14 protein-coding genes and 4 pseudogenes are annotated in these 19,579 nt (G+C 73.2%); 8 read left to right on the top strand and 10 right to left on the bottom strand.

Translation table 11 applies throughout. The annotated features are described in order from the left end of the window. Positions 1-628 precede the first annotated feature (628 nt). The 4 genes and pseudogenes from BAW75_RS33365 to BAW75_RS25225 all read right to left on the bottom strand — a co-directional run. Positions 629-2,710 (bottom strand): annotated as a pseudogene (locus BAW75_RS33365) (DNA gyrase subunit A); the annotation flags it as partial. Positions 2,711-3,103: 393 nt separating this feature from the next. Further along, positions 3,104-3,751 (bottom strand): annotated as a pseudogene (locus tag BAW75_RS33360) (LAGLIDADG family homing endonuclease); the annotation flags it as partial. A 27-nt stretch (positions 3,752-3,778) separates the two neighbouring features. Beyond that, positions 3,779-4,405 (bottom strand): annotated as a pseudogene (locus BAW75_RS33355) (DNA gyrase subunit A); the annotation flags it as partial. Positions 4,406-4,437: 32 nt separating this feature from the next. Next, positions 4,438-6,552, bottom strand: coding sequence for a DNA gyrase/topoisomerase IV subunit B (locus tag BAW75_RS25225; RefSeq protein ID WP_176722910.1), 2,115 nt, complete (start codon positions 6,550-6,552; stop codon positions 4,438-4,440). 289 nt (positions 6,553-6,841) lie between these two features. Here BAW75_RS25225 and BAW75_RS25220 point away from each other — a divergent pair, with 289 nt between their 5' ends. After that, positions 6,842-8,098 carry an SGNH/GDSL hydrolase family protein gene (locus tag BAW75_RS25220; protein ID WP_104115112.1) on the top strand — a complete coding sequence of 419 codons (1,257 nt, stop codon included), beginning with the start codon at positions 6,842-6,844 and terminating at the stop codon, positions 8,096-8,098. Positions 8,099-8,139: 41 nt separating this feature from the next. Here the strand turns inward: BAW75_RS25220 and BAW75_RS25215 are convergent, their stop codons facing one another. Both BAW75_RS25215 and BAW75_RS25210 read right to left on the bottom strand, forming a co-directional pair. After that, positions 8,140-8,772, bottom strand: a complete 633-nt coding sequence (locus BAW75_RS25215) for a class I SAM-dependent methyltransferase (protein ID WP_104115111.1) — start codon at positions 8,770-8,772, stop codon at positions 8,140-8,142. Then, a complete protein-coding gene (locus tag BAW75_RS25210; protein WP_064447467.1) occupies positions 8,772-9,209 on the bottom strand; it encodes an RrF2 family transcriptional regulator in 438 nt (145 codons plus the stop codon). The genes BAW75_RS25215 and BAW75_RS25210 overlap by 1 nt, the downstream gene beginning before the upstream one ends. Positions 9,210-9,364: 155 nt before the next feature. On the opposite strand from BAW75_RS25210, the gene BAW75_RS25205 reads away from it, so the two are divergent. From BAW75_RS25205 to BAW75_RS25185, 5 genes and pseudogenes are all read left to right on the top strand, one after another. Beyond that, positions 9,365-10,576, top strand: coding sequence for a globin domain-containing protein (locus BAW75_RS25205; protein WP_104115110.1), 1,212 nt, complete (start codon positions 9,365-9,367; stop codon positions 10,574-10,576). Positions 10,577-10,976: 400 nt separating this feature from the next. After that, on the top strand, positions 10,977-12,194 hold the full coding sequence (locus BAW75_RS25200) for a glycosyltransferase (RefSeq protein WP_104115119.1): 1,218 nt from the start codon (positions 10,977-10,979) through the stop codon (positions 12,192-12,194). 50 nt (positions 12,195-12,244) lie between these two features. Continuing rightward, positions 12,245-13,101, top strand: a pseudogene (locus BAW75_RS25195) (alpha/beta hydrolase family protein). 115 nt (positions 13,102-13,216) lie between these two features. Beyond that, entirely contained in the window at positions 13,217-13,846 is a 630-nt protein-coding gene (locus BAW75_RS25190) for a hypothetical protein (protein WP_043330386.1), read from the top strand. A gap of 102 nt (positions 13,847-13,948) precedes the next feature. Beyond that, positions 13,949-14,332 carry a hypothetical protein gene (locus BAW75_RS25185; protein ID WP_104115118.1) on the top strand — a complete coding sequence of 128 codons (384 nt, stop codon included), beginning with the start codon at positions 13,949-13,951 and terminating at the stop codon, positions 14,330-14,332. A 4-nt stretch (positions 14,333-14,336) separates the two neighbouring features. Here the strand turns inward: BAW75_RS25185 and BAW75_RS25180 are convergent, their stop codons facing one another. Beyond that, on the bottom strand, positions 14,337-14,546 hold the full coding sequence (locus BAW75_RS25180) for a GTPase activator (protein ID WP_104115109.1): 210 nt from the start codon (positions 14,544-14,546) through the stop codon (positions 14,337-14,339). Between the two features lie 36 nt (positions 14,547-14,582). After that, positions 14,583-15,473, bottom strand: a complete 891-nt coding sequence (locus tag BAW75_RS25175) for a DUF72 domain-containing protein (RefSeq protein WP_043325130.1) — start codon at positions 15,471-15,473, stop codon at positions 14,583-14,585. A 145-nt stretch (positions 15,474-15,618) separates the two neighbouring features. Here BAW75_RS25175 and BAW75_RS25170 point away from each other — a divergent pair, with 145 nt between their 5' ends. Then, positions 15,619-16,311 (top strand): hypothetical protein, encoded by a 693-nt coding sequence (locus BAW75_RS25170; RefSeq protein ID WP_104115108.1) that lies wholly within the window; start codon positions 15,619-15,621, stop codon positions 16,309-16,311. Between the two features lie 25 nt (positions 16,312-16,336). Continuing rightward, on the top strand, positions 16,337-17,053 hold the full coding sequence (locus BAW75_RS25165; RefSeq protein WP_043325131.1) for a Pr6Pr family membrane protein: 717 nt from the start codon (positions 16,337-16,339) through the stop codon (positions 17,051-17,053). 15 nt (positions 17,054-17,068) lie between these two features. Here the strand turns inward: BAW75_RS25165 and BAW75_RS25160 are convergent, their stop codons facing one another. Beyond that, positions 17,069-19,147, bottom strand: a complete 2,079-nt coding sequence (locus BAW75_RS25160; RefSeq protein WP_104115107.1) for an amylo-alpha-1,6-glucosidase — start codon at positions 19,145-19,147, stop codon at positions 17,069-17,071. Further along, positions 19,144-19,518, bottom strand: a complete 375-nt coding sequence (locus BAW75_RS25155; protein WP_043325133.1) for an SCP2 sterol-binding domain-containing protein — start codon at positions 19,516-19,518, stop codon at positions 19,144-19,146. Before BAW75_RS25155 ends, BAW75_RS25160 begins: the two co-directional genes overlap by 4 nt. Between the last annotated feature and the right edge of the window lie 61 nt (positions 19,519-19,579).

Genomic DNA, 19,579 nt, shown 5'->3' with positions numbered 1-19,579 from the left:
ACCCCTCCCCTCCCCCCCCGCCCGGCCCGGCCTCGTTGATCATGAAGTTAGCGGCGCAAATTGTCCGACTCACACCCGCCAACTTCATGATCAATGGACCACTTGGCGCGCGATTGGGGCCGGCCCACGCGAGCGGGACACCCAGAGGGCCCGAAGTGCAAGATCGCGCGGGTGCCCCCAGCGGCCCGACGCCCTCGCAGCCAGGGCCAGCCAGCCCTCAACCACGTCGATCATGAGGTTAGCGGCGCTCGGTGTCCGTTTTGTCGCCGCTAACCTCATGATCGACCGTGCAGGGCCGAGGTCTTCCGCCAAAACACCCGGAATGTGCCCCATTACCCTAGGGCAGCCCTGCCCCCGGAGTGCCCGGGCGCGTTGATCAAGGAGTTCAGGGCCTGCGGAGAGCGCGAAAAGGCCGCCAACTCCTTGATCAACGCGCGATGGGGGTGCAGCCGGGCACACGAGCGCACGGATCCCGTCAGCAGCTCCGGGTGCCCGGTCCGCTGACGCGCTCACCTCGGTGATCAAGGAGTTTAGGGACTGCAGAGGACACGAAGAGTCCGCAAACTCCTTGATCAACGCGTCGGGGCGGGAGGGGGCGGTCTCCCGCCGCCCTCCCCCAGCTGGCTCGTCAGTCGCGGTCGATGTGGTGACCCACCACCGTCGGGCCCAGCATCACGGCGAAACCGGAGCCGTCCCGGCGCGGGTCGGCCGGCGGCAGGTCCACCGGGTCGCCGGTCGCGGTCGCGCCCACCGGCCGCGGGCCGATCCAGGCCACCGACAGCTCCACCTCGCCCTTGAGGAACCGCTGCGCGCGCACGCCGCCGGTCGCCCTGCCCTTCGCCGGGTACGCCTTGAACGGCGTCACCTTCACCGTGGCGCCGGTCGACGTGACCACCATCGGCTCACCGTGCGCCGTGTCGTCGGTGCGGATCGCGCCGAAGAACACCGCCCGCGCCCCGGCGGGCAGGTTGATGCCGGCCATTCCGCCGCCCTTGAGCCCCTGCGGGCGTACCACAGTCGCGGCGAAGCGCAGCAGCGACGCCTCCGAGGAGACGAACGCCAGTGTCTCGGCGCCGTCGGTCAGCCAGGTCGCGCCGATCACCTCGTCGCCGTCCCGCAACGAGATCACCTCGAACTCGTCGGAGCGGACCGGCCAGTCCGGCGCGCACACCTTGACCACGCCGGCCCGGGTGCCGAGCGCCAGCCCGGGGGACCCCTGCGCGGACGACCCCAGCGGGGCCAGCCCGACGACCGTCTCGCCCGGCTCCAGCGGCACCAGTTCCGCAGCCGACATGCCGCCGCGCAGCGACACCGTGCCGGACTGCTCCGGCAGCACCGGCAACGGCAACACGTCGATCTTGAAGGCGCGCCCGGCGCTGGTCACCAGCAGCACCCGGCCCCGCGCGGTGGAGTGCACGATCGCGCGTACCGCGTCGTGCTTGACCCGGCCGCTGCGCCGGCGCGCCTCGGCGGCCTCCTCCGACTCGGCCGCGGTCCGCGCCACCAGCCCGGTGGCGGAGAGGATCACCTGGCACGGGTCGTCGGCCACCTCCAGCGGGCCGGCCGGCACCGAGGCGGCGAGCACCTCCTTGAGGTCGCCGTCGACGAGCGTGGTGCGCCGCGGCGCGCCGAACTGCTTGACCACGGCGGCCAGCTCGTCGGAGACGACCTTCCGAAGCACCTTGTCATCGTCCAGGATCTTCGACAGCTCGGCGATCTCGCCGCGCAGCTTCTCCTGCTCGGCCTCCAGCTCCAGCCGGTCGTACTTGGTCAAACGGCGCAGCGGAGTGTCCAGGATGTAGCTCGCCTGGATCTCGGAGAGCTTGAACTTCTGCATCAGGCCGTCCTTGGCGGCCTGGGCGTCCTCGCTGGCGCGGATCAGCTTGACCACCCGGTCGATGTCGAGCAGGGCGATCAGCAGGCCGTCGACCAGGTGCAGGCGCTCTTCCCGCTTGCGCTTGCGGTACGCGCTGCGCCGGGTCACCACCTCGTAGCGGTGCGCCAGGAACACCTCGAGCAGTTCCTTGAGCCCGAGCGTGCGCGGCTGCCCGTCCACGAGCACCAGGTTGTTCACGCCGAAGGACTGCTCCAGCGGGGTGAGCCGGTAGAGGTCGGCCAGCAGCGCCTGCGGGTTCACGCCGACCTTGCACTCCACCACCAGCCGGGTGCCGTTCTCCCGGTCGGTGAGGTCCTTGACATCGGCGATGCCGGTCAGCCGCTTGGTCTTGTTCACCTCGTTGGTGATGGCCGCGATGACCTTCTCGGCGCCGACGCCGTACGGCAGCTCGGTGACGGTGATGGCCTGCCGGCCGCGGCTGCCCTCCAGCGGGCCGATCTCCACCCGCCCGCGCATGCGCACCACGCCGCGCCCGGTCTCGTACGCGCGGCGCACCTCGTCCAGGCCGAGCAGCAGCCCGCCGGTGGGCAGGTCGGGGCCGGGCACGAACTCCATGAGCTTGTCGAGCGTGGCGTCCGGGTGGTTGATCAGCCAGCGGGCGGCCTGGACCACCTCGCCGAGGTTGTGCGGGATCATGTTGGTGGCCATGCCGACCGCGATGCCGGATGCGCCGTTGACGAGCAGGTTCGGGAACGCCGCCGGCAGCACCGTGGGCTGGGTCAGCGAGCCGTCGTAGTTCGGCTCGACGTCGACGGTGTCCTCACCCAGCTCGCCGGTGAGCAGCATCGCCTCCCGGGACATCCGGGCCTCGGTGTTGTGGTTGACGAAGCCACCGGCCAGGAAGGAGTGGTCGGCGGATTCCACTCGAACGGAATAGACCTCCGCCGGCTCGTCAGGAGAGACCGCGACGATCTTCTCGTACCGATAGCCCGCATCCATCACGGGCAGAATCGTGGCAAGGATCTCGGTGTCCTTGATGCGGTCGATGATGCGGAGTCGTTCGGTTTCCCACCGCTCGACACGATCGAAGTTGTGGCTGGTGAGCCACTTGCGTCCGCTGCCCCGACGATCGAAGTCGATGCTGCTGCGCACGTAGTCGGCCACAAAGGGGACGTGGTCCTGACTAAGCCGATGCGGGCGCAGCGGCGCATGCCGCAGCATCTTGGCCAGCACCGCCTGCTTGGTACGGAGGAAGCCGACACGAGTTGCGAAAGCCCTGATGTTTCGCGTCCCGGAAACCACCAGGCGGTGCTCCACCGAGCCACTGGGCCGGGTGTAGTGGCGTCGACAGGCGATCACGCCGAACTCCGCGAGCAGTTCCTGGACCTCCCGAGTCAGACGCTCGCTGTAGCTGGTGTACTGGATGGTGAAGCTGCTGTTGGCGACGCGGACTCCGCCGTCGCCTTCGAAGAGGGCCATCAGGAAGGCCCGCTTGATGCCCCACCCCCCTGCCCAGACGAACTCCGGCACGAACTTGTCCCTCGCCTGGTGACCGATCAGCTCGGCGAGTGGGCTCGCCCGGAAGGCTTCCATCCCGCCGGCGACGTCCTGGACGTCAAGTTCGTGTATGCGGCGACGGTCTCGGCGCGTGTGCCGGTCGCTGACGTAGCGTCGTCCACCCACGACCTGGTCGTAGGCATGCAGGACCTCGCCGAAGAAATGCTCATCGGTATTGCTGAATCCTGCCCGCGACTCGCTCGCGAAGCCTTCAGAGACCCAGGCGCCACCGAGCACGCCGAGCATGTATTCGCGAGCGGCGGGGACGACCTGGTTCCATGCGTTCCGCGCGATACAGACCACCGAGCCCGGCGTCACCTCGTCGAGCCGACGCCACTGGAAGACAGGGACACCCATCGGAGCTTCGAGGCAGAGAACCAGATGATTCTCACTACCACGGAGGGAGAATCCGGTCTCAGTCGTGATCCGGAGCGTCGGGTGGACGCCCGAGTTGAAGACCTTGTTGACGCGAACCGCTTTGCCGTCCTTGTCGAGGACTTCGAAATCGGCCTCCGCCTCGCTGTTCGGCGGCAGGTCGACCACATCACCGATCCGTGGGCTGCTGCCATCGGCCAGGCGGATCCGGGTGTCACCCACGACGCAGTAGCGCGCCGCTGCCGGGCCGTCGTCCGGCGAGCCGAAGTTGCCGTGCCCGTCGATGAGCGGGACGTTGAGCGAGAAGTCCTGTGCCAGCCGCACCATCGCGTCGTAGATCGCGGTGTCGCCGTGCGGATGGTACTTTCCCATCACATCCCCGACAATTCGGGCACTCTTGACGTGGCCGCGGTCCGGGCGGTGGCCCTGCTCGTACATCGACCACAGGATGCGCCGGTGCACCGGCTTGAGCCCGTCGCGCGCGTCGGGCAGCGCGCGGGAGTGGATGACCGAGAACGCGTACTCCAGGTAGGAGTCCGAGACCTCGGTGACCAGCGGGTTGTCGAAGACGCGAGCGCCGGCCTGGTCGAAGGCGGCCAGATCCGCCTTCGCGCGGTCGTCCTTGCGGCGTGCCATGGTGCGGTTTCCTTCCGAGACGAACCCGTTGGTCAGGCGTCGATGGCGTCGCGGTCGACCCGGTCGGCGGAGTCGATCAGCCAGTTGCGGCGGGGCTCGACCTTCTCCCCCATGAGCAGTTCGAGGATCCGCTCGGCGGCGTCGACGTCGTCGAGCGTGATGCGGCGGACCGCCCGGGTAGCCGGGTTCATGGTGGTCTCCCACAGCTCGTCGGCGTCCATCTCACCGAGGCCCTTGAAGCGCGGGATCGGCGTGACGATCTGCTTGCCGGCCTTCTCCAGCTTGCGGACCGTCGCCTCCATCTCCGCCTGGGTGTAGGTGTAGACGGTCTGCGGGTTGCGCCCCTTCGTGGTGATCTTGTGCAGGGGCGGCATCGCCGCGAAGAGCCGCCCGGCCTCGATCAGCGGCCGCATGTACCGGGCGAACAGCGTGATCAGCAGGGTACGGATGTGCGCGCCGTCGACGTCCGCGTCGGCCATGATGAGGACCCGGCCGTAGCGCAGGGAGGACAGGTCGAACGTGCGGCCGGAGCCGGCGCCGAGCACCTGCACGATCGCGGCGCACTCGGCGTTGTCCAGCACCTGCTGGAGGTTGGCCTTCTGCACGTTGAGGATCTTGCCGCGGATCGGCAGCAGCGCCTGGTATTCCGAGGACCGCGCGAGGCGCCCTGTACCGAGGGCGCTGTCCCCCTCCACGATGAACAGTTCGCTTCTCTCGATGCCCGCGGCCCGGCAGTCGACGAGCTTGGCCGGCATGGCCGCGCCCTCCAGCGCGGTCTTGCGGCGGGCGGCGTCCTTCTGCTGCTTCTGGGTGAGCCGTACCCGGGCCGCGTCGACGATCTTCTGGAGCACCGTCCGGGCCTCGGCCTTGGTGCGCCGGTCGTCCAGCCAGCTCTTGAGGTGCGCCTCGATCAGGCCCTGGAGCACCTTGGTGATGCCGGCGGTGGACAGTTCGTCCTTGGTCTGCGAGGTGAACTGCGGCTCCGGGATGCGCACGTGCACCACGGCGGTCATGCCCTCCAGGACGTCGTCCAGGGTGGGCGCGTCCTCCTTGGGCTTGAGCAGGCCGCGGGCGTTGCGGGCGGCGTCGGCGAGGGTACGCGCCAGCGCCCGCTCGAAGCCCTTGCGGTGGGTGCCGCCGTGGGCGTTGCGGATGGTGTTGGTGAAGCACTCGACGGTGCGCTCGTAGCCGGTGCCCCAGCGGAACGCCACCTCGACCTCGGCGCGGCGCTGCACGTTGGACTGCATGACGCCGTTGGCGTCGGCGGCGTTCTCCCGGTAGGTGCCCTCGCCGGTGACCAGCAGCGTGCCGGAGACCGGCCGGTCGCCGGCCGGGGCGAGGTATTCCACCATGTCGGTCAGGCCGTTGGGGAAGTGGAAGCGTTCCTCGACCGGCTCCTCGCCGGTCTCGTCGCGCAGCCGGTAGGCCACGCCGGGGACGAGGAAGGCGGTGTTGCGCAGCTTGAGCCGGACCGCCTCGGTGTCGAGCGCGGCGCCGGTCTCGAAGTAGCGGGGGTCGTGCCACCAGCGGATCGAGGTGCCGGTGCGCTGGCCGCGCTTCATCGCGCCGACGATCTGCAGGCCGGGACCGGGGGTGAACGGCGCGTCGGGGCCGGCTCCGTCGAAGACGCCCGGCACGCCGTGGCGGAACGACATCGCGTGGATCTTGCCGCCGCGCCGGACGGTGACGTCGAAGCGGCGGGACAGGGCGTTGACCGCGGAGGCGCCGACGCCGTGCAGGCCGCCCGAGGTCTTGTAGCCGGAGCCACCGAACTTGCCGCCCGCGTGCAGGCGGGTGAGCACCAGCTCGACGCCGGAGATGCCGGACTTGGCGTGCACGTCGGTGGGGATGCCGCGGCCGTCGTCGTCGACCTGGACCGAGCCGTCGGCGTGCAGGATCACGTCGACAGTGGTGGCGTGACCCGCGACACCCTCGTCGGTCGAGTTGTCGAGGATCTCGTTGACGAGGTGACCCACGCCACGGCTGTCGGTCGAGCCGATGTACATGCCGGGGCGTTTGCGGACGGCGTCGAGGCCCTCCAGGTGCGTCAGGTCGTCGGCCCCGTAGAGGGTCTCAGGCTGTGCGGTCAACTGGTCGTACTCCCAGGTCTCGGCGGTGTGGTGCCGTTCACCGTGTGACTCCCCCACGATGATCGCCGGGCGCGGCGCGCCGGAGCGAGCCTAGCCGGATGCCCTGACAGGTCGGCGGTACCGGGGCGGTGCGTTGCGCGATCGGCCTCGCGGCCGGGTCCGCGCCGCCACCGCGTACGGCGGTCCGGCGGGCGGACGGGGCGTCCAGGCGGCACAACGATCCGCACGCCCGATGTCTTCCCCGGCGACCCGTCGCAGGTGTCAGGGCATTGACGCCCGTCACACGCGCGTGATCTGATCGCCATCCCAAAGAATCTTTCACGTTTCGATGTCTGGGAGGTCGGGCATGTCCGTGTTCCGTCGTTCCGCGCTCGCGGCGGCGCTGGCGCTCGCCGCGGTGGCGTTACCCGCCGCCGCGGCGCCCGCCCAGCCGGCTGCCGCCGCGCTGCCCACCGCCGCGGTGGCGCTGGGAGACAGCTTCATCAGCGGCGAGGGCGCCGGGGCGTACGCGCCGGTGGTGGACGTCAACGGGGTGGCCCAGGGCTTCCCCGGCTGGTCCGCCGCCAACGCCAACGCCTACTTCTGCCACCGATCGCCGAACGCCTCGCTGTTCCAGGCGAACCTGCCCGGCATCTCCGCGCGGTTCAACCTGGCCTGCTCGGGCGGCCAGCCGTACGACATCGCGAACGCCTCGTCGACGCGGGCCAAGGGGCGGCAGGTGGCCGCCCAGCTCGACCAGCTCCGGTCGGTGGCCCGGACCCACGACATCGACCTGGTGCTCGTCGGCCTCGGCTCGAACAACAGCTCGTTCACCTTCGGCAGCGTGGCGGAGAAGTGCGCCAACCGGTTCATCGCCGACGCCTGGACCGGCTGGTGGGAGTTCTGGGCGTACCTGGGCGGGCCGGTGGAGCAGAAGCCGTGCACCGACGCCGACCTGGGCACCGCCGCGCAGTTCGCCGCCGCCACCGCGGAGACCACCACGGCGCTGCGGCAACTGCTCACCACGCTGGACGAGATCGACGCCGACGGCCAGCACCGGGTGGTGTTCCAGGACTACACCAACCCGCTGCCGTTCGAGCTGGAGCAGAGCTACTGGACCGAGGACAGCCGGGACGACACCCGGGACAAGTTCCGCGCGCTGGGCGCCGAGCGGTACGCGGCCGGGTGCCCGATCCACCGGGCCAGCCTGGCGCCCGGGCACCGTTTCTCGCAGGGGCTCGGCACGCTGGTCAGCTCGGTACGTGGCACGCTCGCCAACGAGTTCCCGCAGGACGACCTGGTCTACCTGAACGTGCAGCGCGCGTTCGACGGGGCCCGGCTCTGCGAGTCGACCGGTAGCCCGGGCAACGCCCTGGCCACGCCGATCCGGCTGATGGACGGCCCGACCGGCACGTTCGTCACCAGTCTCTCCGGGTTCGACAAGCTCGACATCCAGCGGATCGCCAACGCCTGCGGCACGTACTTCCAGACCTGCCAGGAGTCGTGGCACCCGAACGCCGCCGGGCACAAGGTGCTCGGCCGGTGCCTGGCCGGGGCGGCGACCACCGGCTCCCGTACCGTCTCCTGCGTCCGCGCCCCGGACGGCACGGTGAATGTGAGCTGAGCACGCCGGACCGGGCCGGGACGAACCGGCCCGGTCCGGCGTCAGGCCCGGATCGCGGCGCCGAGCACGTGCGGCGAGGCCGGGGCCGGCAGCCCGGTCGGCGGGAAGCGGAAGCGCTCCAGCGCGGTCACCTCGAAACCGGCGGCGCGGATCGCGGCCACCGTGTCCCGGGCGGTGTGGCAGCCGGCGCAGAACAGCGGCCAGAGCGTGGCGTCGGCCAGGCGCTGGGCCCGGCGCAGGCCGGGCGTGGCGGCCACCACGTGTTCGTAGAAGCGCAGCTCGCCGCCGGGCCGCAGCACCCGCCGCGCCTCGCGCAGCGCGACCGCCTGGTCCGGCACCGAGCAGAGCACCAGCGACACCACCACCGCGTCGGCGGCGCCGTCGGCGACCGGCAGTTCCTCGGCCAGCCCGGCGGCGACGGTGACCGGGACCGGGGCGCCCGGCGCGGCGGCGTGGGCCAGCGCGCGCAGGTGGGGTTCCGGCTCGACGGCGAGCACGCCGGTCACGCTCGCCGGGTAGTGCGCGAGGTTGCGCCCGTTGCCGGCGCCGACCTCGACCACCCGGCCGCGCAGCCCGGCGACCAGGCGGGCCCGGTGCCCGGCCACGCCCGCCTGGTCCATGGCGACGCTGGCGCGGGCGAAGAGCCGGGCGAAGATCGGATGGGAGACGGCCATCAGCGACCGGCCGGTGGCGCGCCGAGGCTGAGCAGGAGCGGGCCGGCGGATCCGTCGACCAGGTCGCCGAGGCGTACGCCGTCGAGCACGGCGAGGAAGGCGGCCTGGGCGCGGCGCAGCTCGCCGCGCAGCCGGCACTCCGCGATGAGCGGGCAGACCGGCTGCGCGCAGTTGACCACCTCGCCGTCGCCCTCGAAGGCGCGGACCACCTGGCCGACGGTGAGGTCACCGGCGTGTTCGGCGAAGGCGACGCCGCCGGAGCGGCCTCTGATGGTGACCAGGACGCCGATGCGTTGCAGCCGCTGCACCACCTTGGCGACGTGGCTGCGGGGCAGCGCGAGCCGGGTGGCGAGTTCGTCGACTGTGGCCCGGACCGGGGACGCGGCGGTGAGCATGGCGATCCGCAGCGCCATGTCTGTCGACCGGTTGAGCCTCACGCACCGACCCTAGCCATTCGGTGCCCTCGGCGACACAGGCAGATTCACGGTGACCCATGCCACCGCACTCCCGGGACCTTCGACCCTAAAAGAGGAATCTAGAAATCCTGTTTCGTGGGGATCGACCTGTTCGAGCCCCGGAAGGAGATTCGGTAGTGCTCACGGAATCCTCAGCAGCGATCGTGACCGCCACCCTGCCCGTCGTGCGGGCACACGGCGAGGCCATCACCGGCCGCTTCTACCAGCGGATGTTCGACGCCCACCCGGACCTGCTGGACCTGTTCAACCGGGGCAACCAGGCCACCGGCGCGCAGAAGGCCGCGCTCGCCTCGGCGGTGGTCGCGTACGCGGCGCACCTGACCGGCGACGGCGGCATGCCGTGGGGGCCGGTCCTGGACCGGATCGCGCACAAGCACGCCTCCCTCGGCATCACCGCCACCCAGTACCCGATCGTCGGCCGGCACCTGCTCGCCGCCGTCGCCGAGGTGCTCGGCGACGGCGTCACCCCGGAGGTGGCCGCCGCCTGGGACGAGGTCTACTGGCTGCTGGCCTGCGAGCTGATCGCCCGCGAGGCGCGGCTCTACGCGGGCGCCGGCGTACCGGAGGGCGGTCCGGTGTGGCGGGACTGGCGGGTCACCGGCCGGACCCGGGAGAGCGCCGACGTCGTCTCGCTCACCCTCGCGCCGGCCGGCGGCGGCGCCGCGCCCGGCTTCACCCCCGGCCGGTACGTCTCGGTCGCCGTCGACCTGGACGGCGGCCGGGGACAGCAGATCCGCCAGTACAGCCTCTCCGGCCGTCCCGGCGCCGACCAGTGGCGGATCACCGTGAAGCGGGTACGCGGCGAGGGCGGCGCGCCCGACGGGATGGTCTCCGGTCACCTGCACGACCGGGTGGCGGTCGGCGACACGCTGCGACTGAGCCCGGCGTTCGGCGAGGTTGACGCGGCCGGCGGCGACGGGCCGCTGCTGCTGGTCAGCGCCGGGATCGGGCTCACCCCGGCGATGGCGGCGCTGGCCCACCTGGCCGACCGGGATCCGGGACGCCGGGTGACGCTGGCGCACGCCGACCGCGCCGCCGAGGCGCACGCGCTGCGCCACGAACTGCCCGCGCTGCAGCAGCGGCTGCCGAACCTGGCCCTCCACCTCTGGTATCTCGACGCCGCCGGGGCCGACCTGCCCGGACTGAAGGCCGAGGTGTCCGCCGGACTGATCGACCCGGACCGGCTCGCGCTGCCCGCCGGGGTGACCGCGCACCTGTGCGGCCCGGTGGCGTTCATGAACCTGGTCCGGGCCAACCTGCTGCGCCGGGGCGTGCCGGGCGAGCGGATCGCCTACGAGGTGTTCGGCCCGGGGATGCTGCCGGGCTGACGCCCCGCGGCGAAACAGGACCTCCGTGGACCCGTTCTTCGGTACGGGGCACGCGTCGATGCCCTGGCCAGGGCCGCGAGCCTCCACAGCGGAGCGGGCGGCGCGCGGAGAAGTCGACGATCTCCTGGTTAGGGGCGCAAGCCGAGGGTACGGGTCCCTCCATGCGCGTCCCCGGCATCAACGCGATCTTCCGGCCCCCACGGAAGCGGTGGACGCCGTCCCACCGGAAGCCGGGGCGCCGGCCACCCGCGTCGACACGCTCGTGGAGGCGGCGCGCCGGCTGACCGAGGGCGCCGACGCCGCGTACCGACTCGGCGCACGGGCACGCGAGGTGGCGAGTAAGCGGTCCGGTCCGGACCGCTTACTCGCCGACTGGGACCGGATCCTGGAGGACGAGAACATGCGCATCGCGATGATTTCCCAGCACGCCAGCCCGCTCGCCGCGCCCGGCGCGGAGGACGCGGGCGGCCAGAACACGCATGTGGCGGAACTCGCGTCCGCGCTCACCGTCGCCGGCCACGACGTCCGCGTCTACACCCGTCGTGACTCCCCCGCGCTGCCCGAGGCGGTCGACGTGCCCGACGGCTATCAGGTGTGCCACGTGCCGGCCGGTCCCGCGCGGCGGGTGCCGAAGGCCGACCTGCTGCCGTACACGGGCGAGTTCGGGGGCCGGCTCGGCGACACCTGGCGGCGCGGCGGCTGGACCCCGGACGTGGCGCACGCGCACTTCTGGACGAGCGGGCTGGCCACCGTGCACGCGAGCCGTCGCACCGGCGTGCCGACCGTGTTGACGTACCACTCGCTCGGCACGGTCAAGCGTCGTCACCAGGGCGTGCCGGACACCGGTCCACCGGGGCGCGCCGGTTACGAGCGGGCGCTCGGCCGGGCCGTGGACCGGGTCGTCGTGCAGTGCTCCGACGAGGTCGCCGAACTGGTCCGGATGGGCGTACCCCGGTCCCGGATGGCCCTCGTGCCGTCCGGCGTCAACGAGGCGGTGTTCCGCCCGGACGGCCCGGTCGCGCCCCGCGACCCGGCCCGCCCGCGCATCCTCACCGTCGGGCGGATGGTCGAACGCAAGGGCTTCCTGGACGTGGTCCGGGCGCTACCAGCGGTGCCGGACGCGGAGTGCGTGGTGGTCGGCGGCCCGCCGGCCCACCTGCTGCCCGCCGACACGTTCGCCCGCCGGCTGTCCGCGCTCGCCGACTCGTGCGGCGTGGCCGACCGGGTACGGCTGCTCGGCGGCGTGCCGCGCGAGGAGATGGCCGCCTGGTACCGGTCGGCGGACGTGCTCGTGGCCGCACCCTGGTACGAGCCGTTCGGACTCACCCCGCTGGAGGGCATGGCCTGCGGTGTGCCGGTGATCGGCACGAACGTGGGCGGCATCGCCGACAGCGTGGTGGACGGGCTCACCGGCGACCTGGTGCCGCCGCGTGACCCCCGCGCGCTGGGCACCGCGCTGCGGCGGCTGCTCGGCGACAACGTGCGCCGGTTCGCGTACGCCACCGCCGCGCTCGACCGCGTCCGCAGCCGGTACTCCTGGAGGCGCTGCGCGGAGCAGCTCGTCGCCGTCTACGGCGCGCTGACCACCGCGGCCCGGCCCGCACCGGCGGTGGCGTGAGGCGACCCCTTGCTACCCACCGGTAGGGTTCGGGCCGTACCCTGATCCGGGTGAGCGGGGACTACATCCAGGAGTTCGTGGACGTCGACGGCGCGCGCATCGGCGTGCAGGTCTACCCGGAGCCGGCCGGTCCGCCCGGCGCGCCGGTGGTGCTGATCTGGCCCGCGATGGGTGTGCGCGCCCGCTACTACCGGCCGTTCGCCGCCGCGCTGCGCGAGGCCGGGCTGGCGTGATCGTGGCCGACCTGCGCGGCACCGGCGAGAGCACCCCCGCGCCGTCGCGCGCCTGCCGGTACGGCTACCAGGAGATGGCCGCCGACGTCGGCGCCGTGCTCGACGCGCTCAAGCCCCGGCTGGACGGCCGCACCCGGCTGCTGCTCGGGCACTCCCTGGGCGGTCAGGTGGCGGTGCTGCACCAGGCGCTGGACGACGACGACCGGGTGGACGGGCTGGCCCTGGTGGCGGTGGGGCTGCCGTGGTGGCGGACGTACCCGGGTCTGCGCGGTTGGGGCGTGCTGCCGTACACCCAGGGGATCGCCGCGACGGCGCGGCTGCTCGGCGTCTGGCCCGGCTGGGGTTTCGGCGGCCGGCAGGCCGCCGGCGTGATCCGGGACTGGGCGCACACCGCCCGCACCGGCCGGTTCCCGGCGCTGGACGGGGTGGACACGGAGGCCGCCGTGCGGCGGATCCGCACGCCGGTGCTCGCGGTCAGCGTCGACGACGACCAGTACACGCCGCACGAGACGCTCGACCATCTCTGCGGGAAGCTGGCCGGCGCGCCGGTGACGCGGCACCGCTACACGGTCGCCGAGGCGGGCGCGCCGCTCGACCACTTCACCTGGGTACGCGCGTCGGCGCCGCTGGCCGCCCGGATCGCCGCGTTCGCGGGCACGCTCCCCCGCCGCTGAGCCGAGCCGGCACGCTCGGCCGACGGCACGCTCCCCCGCCGCTGAGCCACGCCCGGGCGTGAGTCGCCCGATCGTGGGTATGCCGCACCGCCCGAACACGGCGGAGGGGGATCTGATGTCAGAACGGCACACCACGCTGCGCTCGATGCACGACCTGGGCCTGGCGGCCTGGTTCGGCGGTTCCCTGATGGGGGCGCTGGGCGTGAACGGCGCGGCGGCGCGGATCAACGACACGACCGAACGGCTGCCGGTGGCCTCGGCCGGGTGGGCGCGGTGGACGCCGGTCAACGCGGCGGCGATCGGGGCGCACCTGGCCGGCGCGGTCGGTGAGCTGGTCACCGAGAGCCCGCGGATGGCCCGCCAGGCGGGCGTGGGGAAGATGAGCGCGGTGAAGACCGCGCTGACGGTCGGCGCGCTGGCGGTGACCGGTTACAGCCGGTTGGTCGGCAGGCGGCTGGAGCGGGCCGGCGGACCGCCGGTCGAGGGGACCACCGAGCCGAACCACCACACCCCGGCGAACGTCGCCGCCAGCCAGCGGCAGATGAAGCTGCTCCAGTGGGCGGTCCCGGCGATGACCGGCGCGCTGGTCGTGGTGTCGGCGTACATGGGTGAGCAGCAGAAGCCGGGGCAGGTGTTCCGGGGCATGCTCGACCGCGCGGGCGGGCTGATGGCCGCGCCGAAGAACATCGGCAAGGTCGCCGCCGTGGGCGCGGCCGGCCGTCACCTGGTCGGGGCGACCCGCTGACCACCGCGCGGCCGACGACCCACATCGGGGTGGGTCGCCGGCCGCGCGGTGCACCGGGACCGGACCGGCCACGCCGGTGCCAGCAGCCAAGGTGAGGTGACCATGACCAGCAGGGACCGCCCGGGTACGGGCGACGGGCGCGGGCCGGAGTCGGCCGCGCCGTGGGGCAGCACCGGCGGCTTCGACGCCGACCCGCCGTGGGGCGCGGGCGACGACGACCCGATGGACGAGGGCAGCGAGGAGACGGCGGTGCCCGAGGGACGGCTCGGTGAACGCCGGGCGGCCGGCGCAGGACCGGGCGGGCCGAAGGCGGGCCGGCACGGGTTCGGGACCGTCGAACCGACCCGGACGCCGGAGGCCGGGCCGGGCGCGCCGCCGGACCCGGCCCCGTCGGCGCGGACGTTCCCGGACGACCGCGCGGACGGCGACCTCGGCGACAACGCGCTGGAGGAGGCGACCGGGATGCGTCCGGAGACGCGTCAGTGAGAGCTCAGGAGCCGGTGCCGTCCTCGTCCGGGCCGCCGAGCGCGGACGGCTCGTTGTCCGGCACCGGTGACTCGGCCACCGGGTGCCCGGTGTCGTCGACCAGGCCCGGCGCCATGCTGCCGCCGTGCGCCTCCTCGGCCTCCCGGGTCGCCCGCGGGTCCCGCTCGTCCTCGTCGCGCCGCTGCTCCACCGATCCCCCTTCGCGGTCGTCCACGAACCCGGCGGTACCCGCAAGGAAGCCGGGAAAACCTCAGGCGCGCGCGGCGGCGGGCGCGACGCCGAGCAGGTCGGCCAGGCTCGCGGCGTCGCGCTGGGCCTGGTCGCCGCAGCAGTTGTTCATCAGCACGTGCAGTTCGGCGCACTGGTCGGCCAGCTCGCGCAGCAGCACCGACCAGTGCCGCAGCTCCCGCTCGCCGTAGGCGTAGCGGAACCGCTCCTGCTTGTCGCCGCTCTCCCAGGCCGTGCTGTGCCCGTGGAACCGGATCACGGCCAGATCGGTGGTGGCGACCAGGACCGGCGGCACCGAGGAGACGTGCCCCTGCGGCATGTCCACGCAGGCGTACCCGAGGTCGTGCTCGCGCAGGAACGTCACCGTCTCGGCCATCGCGTCCCCGTCGAACCAGGAGGAGTGCCGCAGCTCGACGGTGACCGGCCAGGGGCGGCAGCGGCGCGCGGCGTCCAGGATCCGCCGCCGCGCCGCGTCGCCGCGGGCCAGCCACGGCGGGAACTGCAACAGCACGGCGCCGAGCCGGTCGGCCGCCGCGAGCGGCGCCAACGCCGCGTGGAACCGGTCCCACAACTCGTCGTACGCCCCGGCGGGCAGGTCGCGCCAGCGGATCCGGTTCGGGCCGCCGGCCGGACGCAGATCCTTCGGCAGCGCGTCGATCGGGGTGTGGTGGCCGGTGAACAGGCGGAACGCCTTGACGTCGAAGGTGAATCCGTCCGGCGTCGCGGCCGCCCAGCCCGCCGTCGTCTCCGGCGCCGGCACCGCGTAGTACGACGTGTCCACCTCGACCAGTCCGAAGCGCTCGGCGTAGAAACCCAGCCGGCCGGCGGGCGTGTTGACGCCGCGCGGATACCACCCGGAGCGGACCAGCATCTGGTCGGCCCAGGAGGACGTGCCCACCTTGATGACACCCATGTAATTCAGTTCACCGCGACCGCCGGACATCGGCAACCGGAGATGCCGTGCGGGCCGTGACCGGCACCGAGGTGACCGGCCTCACCGGCGTTCCGCCGCGCCGAAGTGTGACGCGGGGCCGGGTGGCGGCGCTGAGGGTCACGAGATGGACACATCCGGCCTGGACCAGGAAACCGTCGAGCGGCTGCTCGCCGGCCGCCCCGGCGACACGTCGTCCGCTCCGCCGGGGCTGCTGGCCGTACTGGCCGCGGTCCGGACCGCGCCCGGCACGGGCGAACTCGACGGGGAGGCGGCAGCCGTCGCGGGGTTCCGGGAGGCCCGGCGGGCACGCCGTCGCCGCCGCGTCCGTTTCGGCGTCCGGGTGGCCGTGTCCGCGCTCGCCGCCTCCCTCACCGGCGGCGTCGCGCTCGCCGCGACCGGGAACCTGCCGCACGCCGCGCGCCCGGCGGCGACGCCGGTCGACGCCGCGCCGCCCGTGCCGTCGGCCCGCCCCGCCCTGCCGGCCCTCTCACCGGCTACCCGGGCGGCGCAGCAGTCCGCGCCGCCCGGACTCTGCGTCGCGTACCGGGCCCTCGCCGAAGCGGACCGGGGACGCGCTCTGGAGACACCCGCGTTCAGCGACCTCGTCGCCGCCGCCGAAGGCCGCGAGCGCGTGCCGGACTACTGCGCCGCGCTGCTGGGCGACGACGACCCGCCGGGGAGGGCCGACGGCGGGCGGGGCGGCGGCAGGTCCGCTCACCCGGTCCAGCCGTCGGTCGGGCCGCCGGGGGTGGACGTCCTCCCGCCGGGGCAGGCGAAGCGGCCCGATGGCACCCCGCCCGGGCGGCGTACCGGCTGACGACCGGCTGGTAACTTGTGCCTCCGTGACCCCCCGGCGTCGCCGACCGGCGATCCTTCTCCGCCTCGCAGTGGTGCTCGCCGTGCTGGCCGGCATCGTGCTCACCGCGCTCGGCCCGGCCACGCTGACCGGCCTGCTGCCGTACTTCACCATCCAGAGCAACGTAGCTGTCGGCGTCCTCGCCGGCTACGCCGCCTGGTGCGCGCTGCGCGGTCGGCCGGAGCCGCCGAGCGTCCTCAAGGGAGCGGTGACCCTCTACATCACCATCACCGGCACGGTCTACCACCTGGTGCTGGCCAACCCGGCCAGCCCGTTCGCCATGGCGCAGCCGGACCGGCAACCGGGCGAGTGGTGGGGCAACCAGTTCCTGCACACGGTGGTGCCGCTGCTGGCGATCGCCGACTGGGCGCTGTTCGACAGACGCGGCCGGTTGCGCCCGCGCTACGCCGCCTGGTGGCTGGCGTTCCCGCTGGCGTATCTCGGGTTCGCGCTGGTACGCGGTCTGGTGGTGGACCGCTACCCGTACCCGTTCCTGGACGCGGGCCAACTCGGCTACGACGGCGTGACGGTGAGCGCGATCGGGTTCGCCCTCGCGTTCTGGCTGCTGGGACTGCTGTTCGTGGGCGTGGACCGGCTGCTCGCCCGGGCCGGGACGGCGCAGTCCCCGCCGTCCGCGCCCGCGTCGGCCGACCCGCCGGCGCCGGTCCGGCCCGCCTCGCGGGAACCCACCGGCTCGGGCTGACGGACGCCGGGCGGGTCAAGCGGCCCGCCGGGCGTCCACGCCCGCCCGCAGCCGCCGGCTCGTGCCGCGCTCCCGGCCGTACGCGTCGGCCCGTCCCCACCGGCCCGGCACGTCGAGCAGCTCGATCCGCCCGTACCCCGCCGGGACCGCCGGGTTCACCAGCAGGTTGTCTCCGCAGGGGCGCAGCCCCAGCATGGTCGAGAGCAGCATCAGCAGGCCGCTCGCGGCCCACGACTGCGGCCGCCCGGCATCCGGCATCTGCACCGGGTACTTGGTGACCCCGCGGGGGTAGCCGGCGAAGGCCTCCGGGATCGAGCCGCCGAGCGTCTCCGCCGCCGCGAACACGCCGGCCGCGATGTCGCCCGCCTCCGCCTCGTAGCCGTACCGCCGCAGGCCCGCCGCGACGATCGCGTTGTCCCACGGCCAGACCGCGCCGAGATGCGCGCCCACCGGGTTGTACGGCAACTGCCCCTCGGCGTAGGTGCGGATGCCCCAGCCGGAGTACAGGTCCGGCCCGCACAGGTGCCCGGCCAGCGAGTCGGCGCGTTCCGGCTCGACGATGCCGCTCCACAGCAGGTGGCCGAGATGCGAGGTGAGCGCGTCGACGGGCTCGCCGTCCGGGGTGAGGGCCAGCGCGTAGTAGCCCCGGTGCGGCAGCCAGAAGTCGCGATCGAACCGTTCCCGCAGCCGCGCCGCGTCGGCCTCCAGGCGCTCGGCGTAGCCCGGGTCGCCCCAGAACTCCCGCGCCAGCCGGGCGCCGCGGATCCGCGCGTCGTACGCGTACCCCTGAAGCTCACAGGTGGCGCGCGGGTACGGCGGCACGACGCCGTGCCGGTCGACCACCGAGTCCGGGGAGTTGCGCCAGGTCTGGTTGGCCACTCCGCTCGCCGTGTTACGCGGGTGGTAACGCAGGTAGCCGTCGCCGCACAGGTCGCCGTAGCGGGTCAGCCAGTCCAGCGCCATCCGGGCCGGATGACGTAGCTCGTGGATCAGGTCGACGTCACCGGTCCAGCGCTCGTACTCGTCGAGCAGGATCACGAACAGCGGCGTGGTGTCGGCCGCGCCGTAGTAGAGCGCGGTGGGCTGCTCGTCGAACGCGGCCGCCTCGCCGTACCGCAGCTCGGCGAGGATCTTGCCGGGCTCCTCCTCGCGCAGGTCGTCGAGCCGGCCGCCCTGCAGCATCGCCAGCATGTGCAGCGTGGCCGGGGTCAGCTCGGGCGTGAACGGGAGCGTCTGGAGGCAGGTGATCAGCGCGTCCCGCCCGTACAGCGTCATCGCCCAGGGCAGCCCGCCGACCGGCACCCGGTCGACGTACGCCAGCGGCGTGTACCGCAGCGCGGCCAGGTCGTTCAGCGCCTGCCGGTAGGCGGCGGTCAGCGCCGGGCGGTCGGAGACCAGCTGCGGGGCCTGGTCGAGCCACCGCCGCAGGTCGTCGCGCATGTCCTGCCGGACCTGCTGCCGGTGGGAGTCGATGCTCGCCCGCAGGTCCCGCCCCCGGGCCCCCTTGATGATCATCTCGACGTGCAGGTCGACGTGCCACGCGCCCTGCGGCTCGACGCGGATCCGGAAGGTCATCCCGCTCCGGTCCACCTGCGCCGGGGCCGAGCTGGAGACGCACGTCCCCCGGGAGAACCGCCCGCGCTCGTACCGGATCCACAACCGCTGCCCGGCCGGATCGGGGACGATCGTCGGCCGGCGCGGGCCGGGACGCAGGATCTCCGACGTGTCGGCGAAGTCGCTGCCCATCTCCAGCCGCACCGTGTACTCGGCGGGCTCGGGTGAGTGGTTGAGCACCGTGATGCTCTCGTGGTACGCCTCGTCGATGAGGCGGTGCCGGATCACCGACACGTCGGCGTCCACATAGTGGCTGGCTGCGCCGGGCACCAGCACGAAGCGGGTCTCGAAGTAGGTCAGGTCGTCGCGGGACAACGCGTTCAGCCGCTCGCCGTCGACGGTGAGCACCCAGTGGCTCAGGAACCGGGTATCGAAGGAGAAGAGGCCGATCGGCGCGCTGGGGTCGATCTCCATGTCGCCCTGCGCGTCACTGACCGCGAAGGCGTTTCCGGCGAGGACGTGGACCAGCTCCTGCTTCATCGGGCCACCGCCTGCCCGGCCGCCTCCCGGGGATGCCGGGCGTCCGGGTGCCCGGGGAAGATCCGGCGCAGCGCCATCAGCAGCTTGAGGTCGCCCTCGACGGCGATGTCGTTGCGCAGCAGCGCGGCGGCCGGATGCAGGAGGCCCGCCGCCATCCGGTCGAACACCTCCCGGTCCGCGCGGACCACCAGGTCGGCGTCCGCGGAGAGCCGGTCCACCCGGACGTCCTGACGGTCGACGGTCAGGTACCAGTGCTCGGTGCGGCCGTCGTCGTGCAGGTCCAGGCGAATGGTGCCGCAGGTGGTCTCGGGCAGGTCGGGGTTCCGGCCGGCGGCGGCCCGGGTCAGGTGTTCCGCGGCCGAGACGCTCATCGGGCCTCCTCGTCGGTCGTCGCGGCCACCCGCCTGACGGCGCCGGCCGTGCCGCGAGGAT

Source organism: Micromonospora chalcea, assembly GCF_002926165.1.
GTDB lineage: Bacteria > Actinomycetota > Actinomycetes > Mycobacteriales > Micromonosporaceae > Micromonospora > Micromonospora chalcea.
The sequence above is the reverse complement of the archived record's forward strand: the minus strand, read 5'-3'. Positions and strand labels throughout refer to the sequence as shown.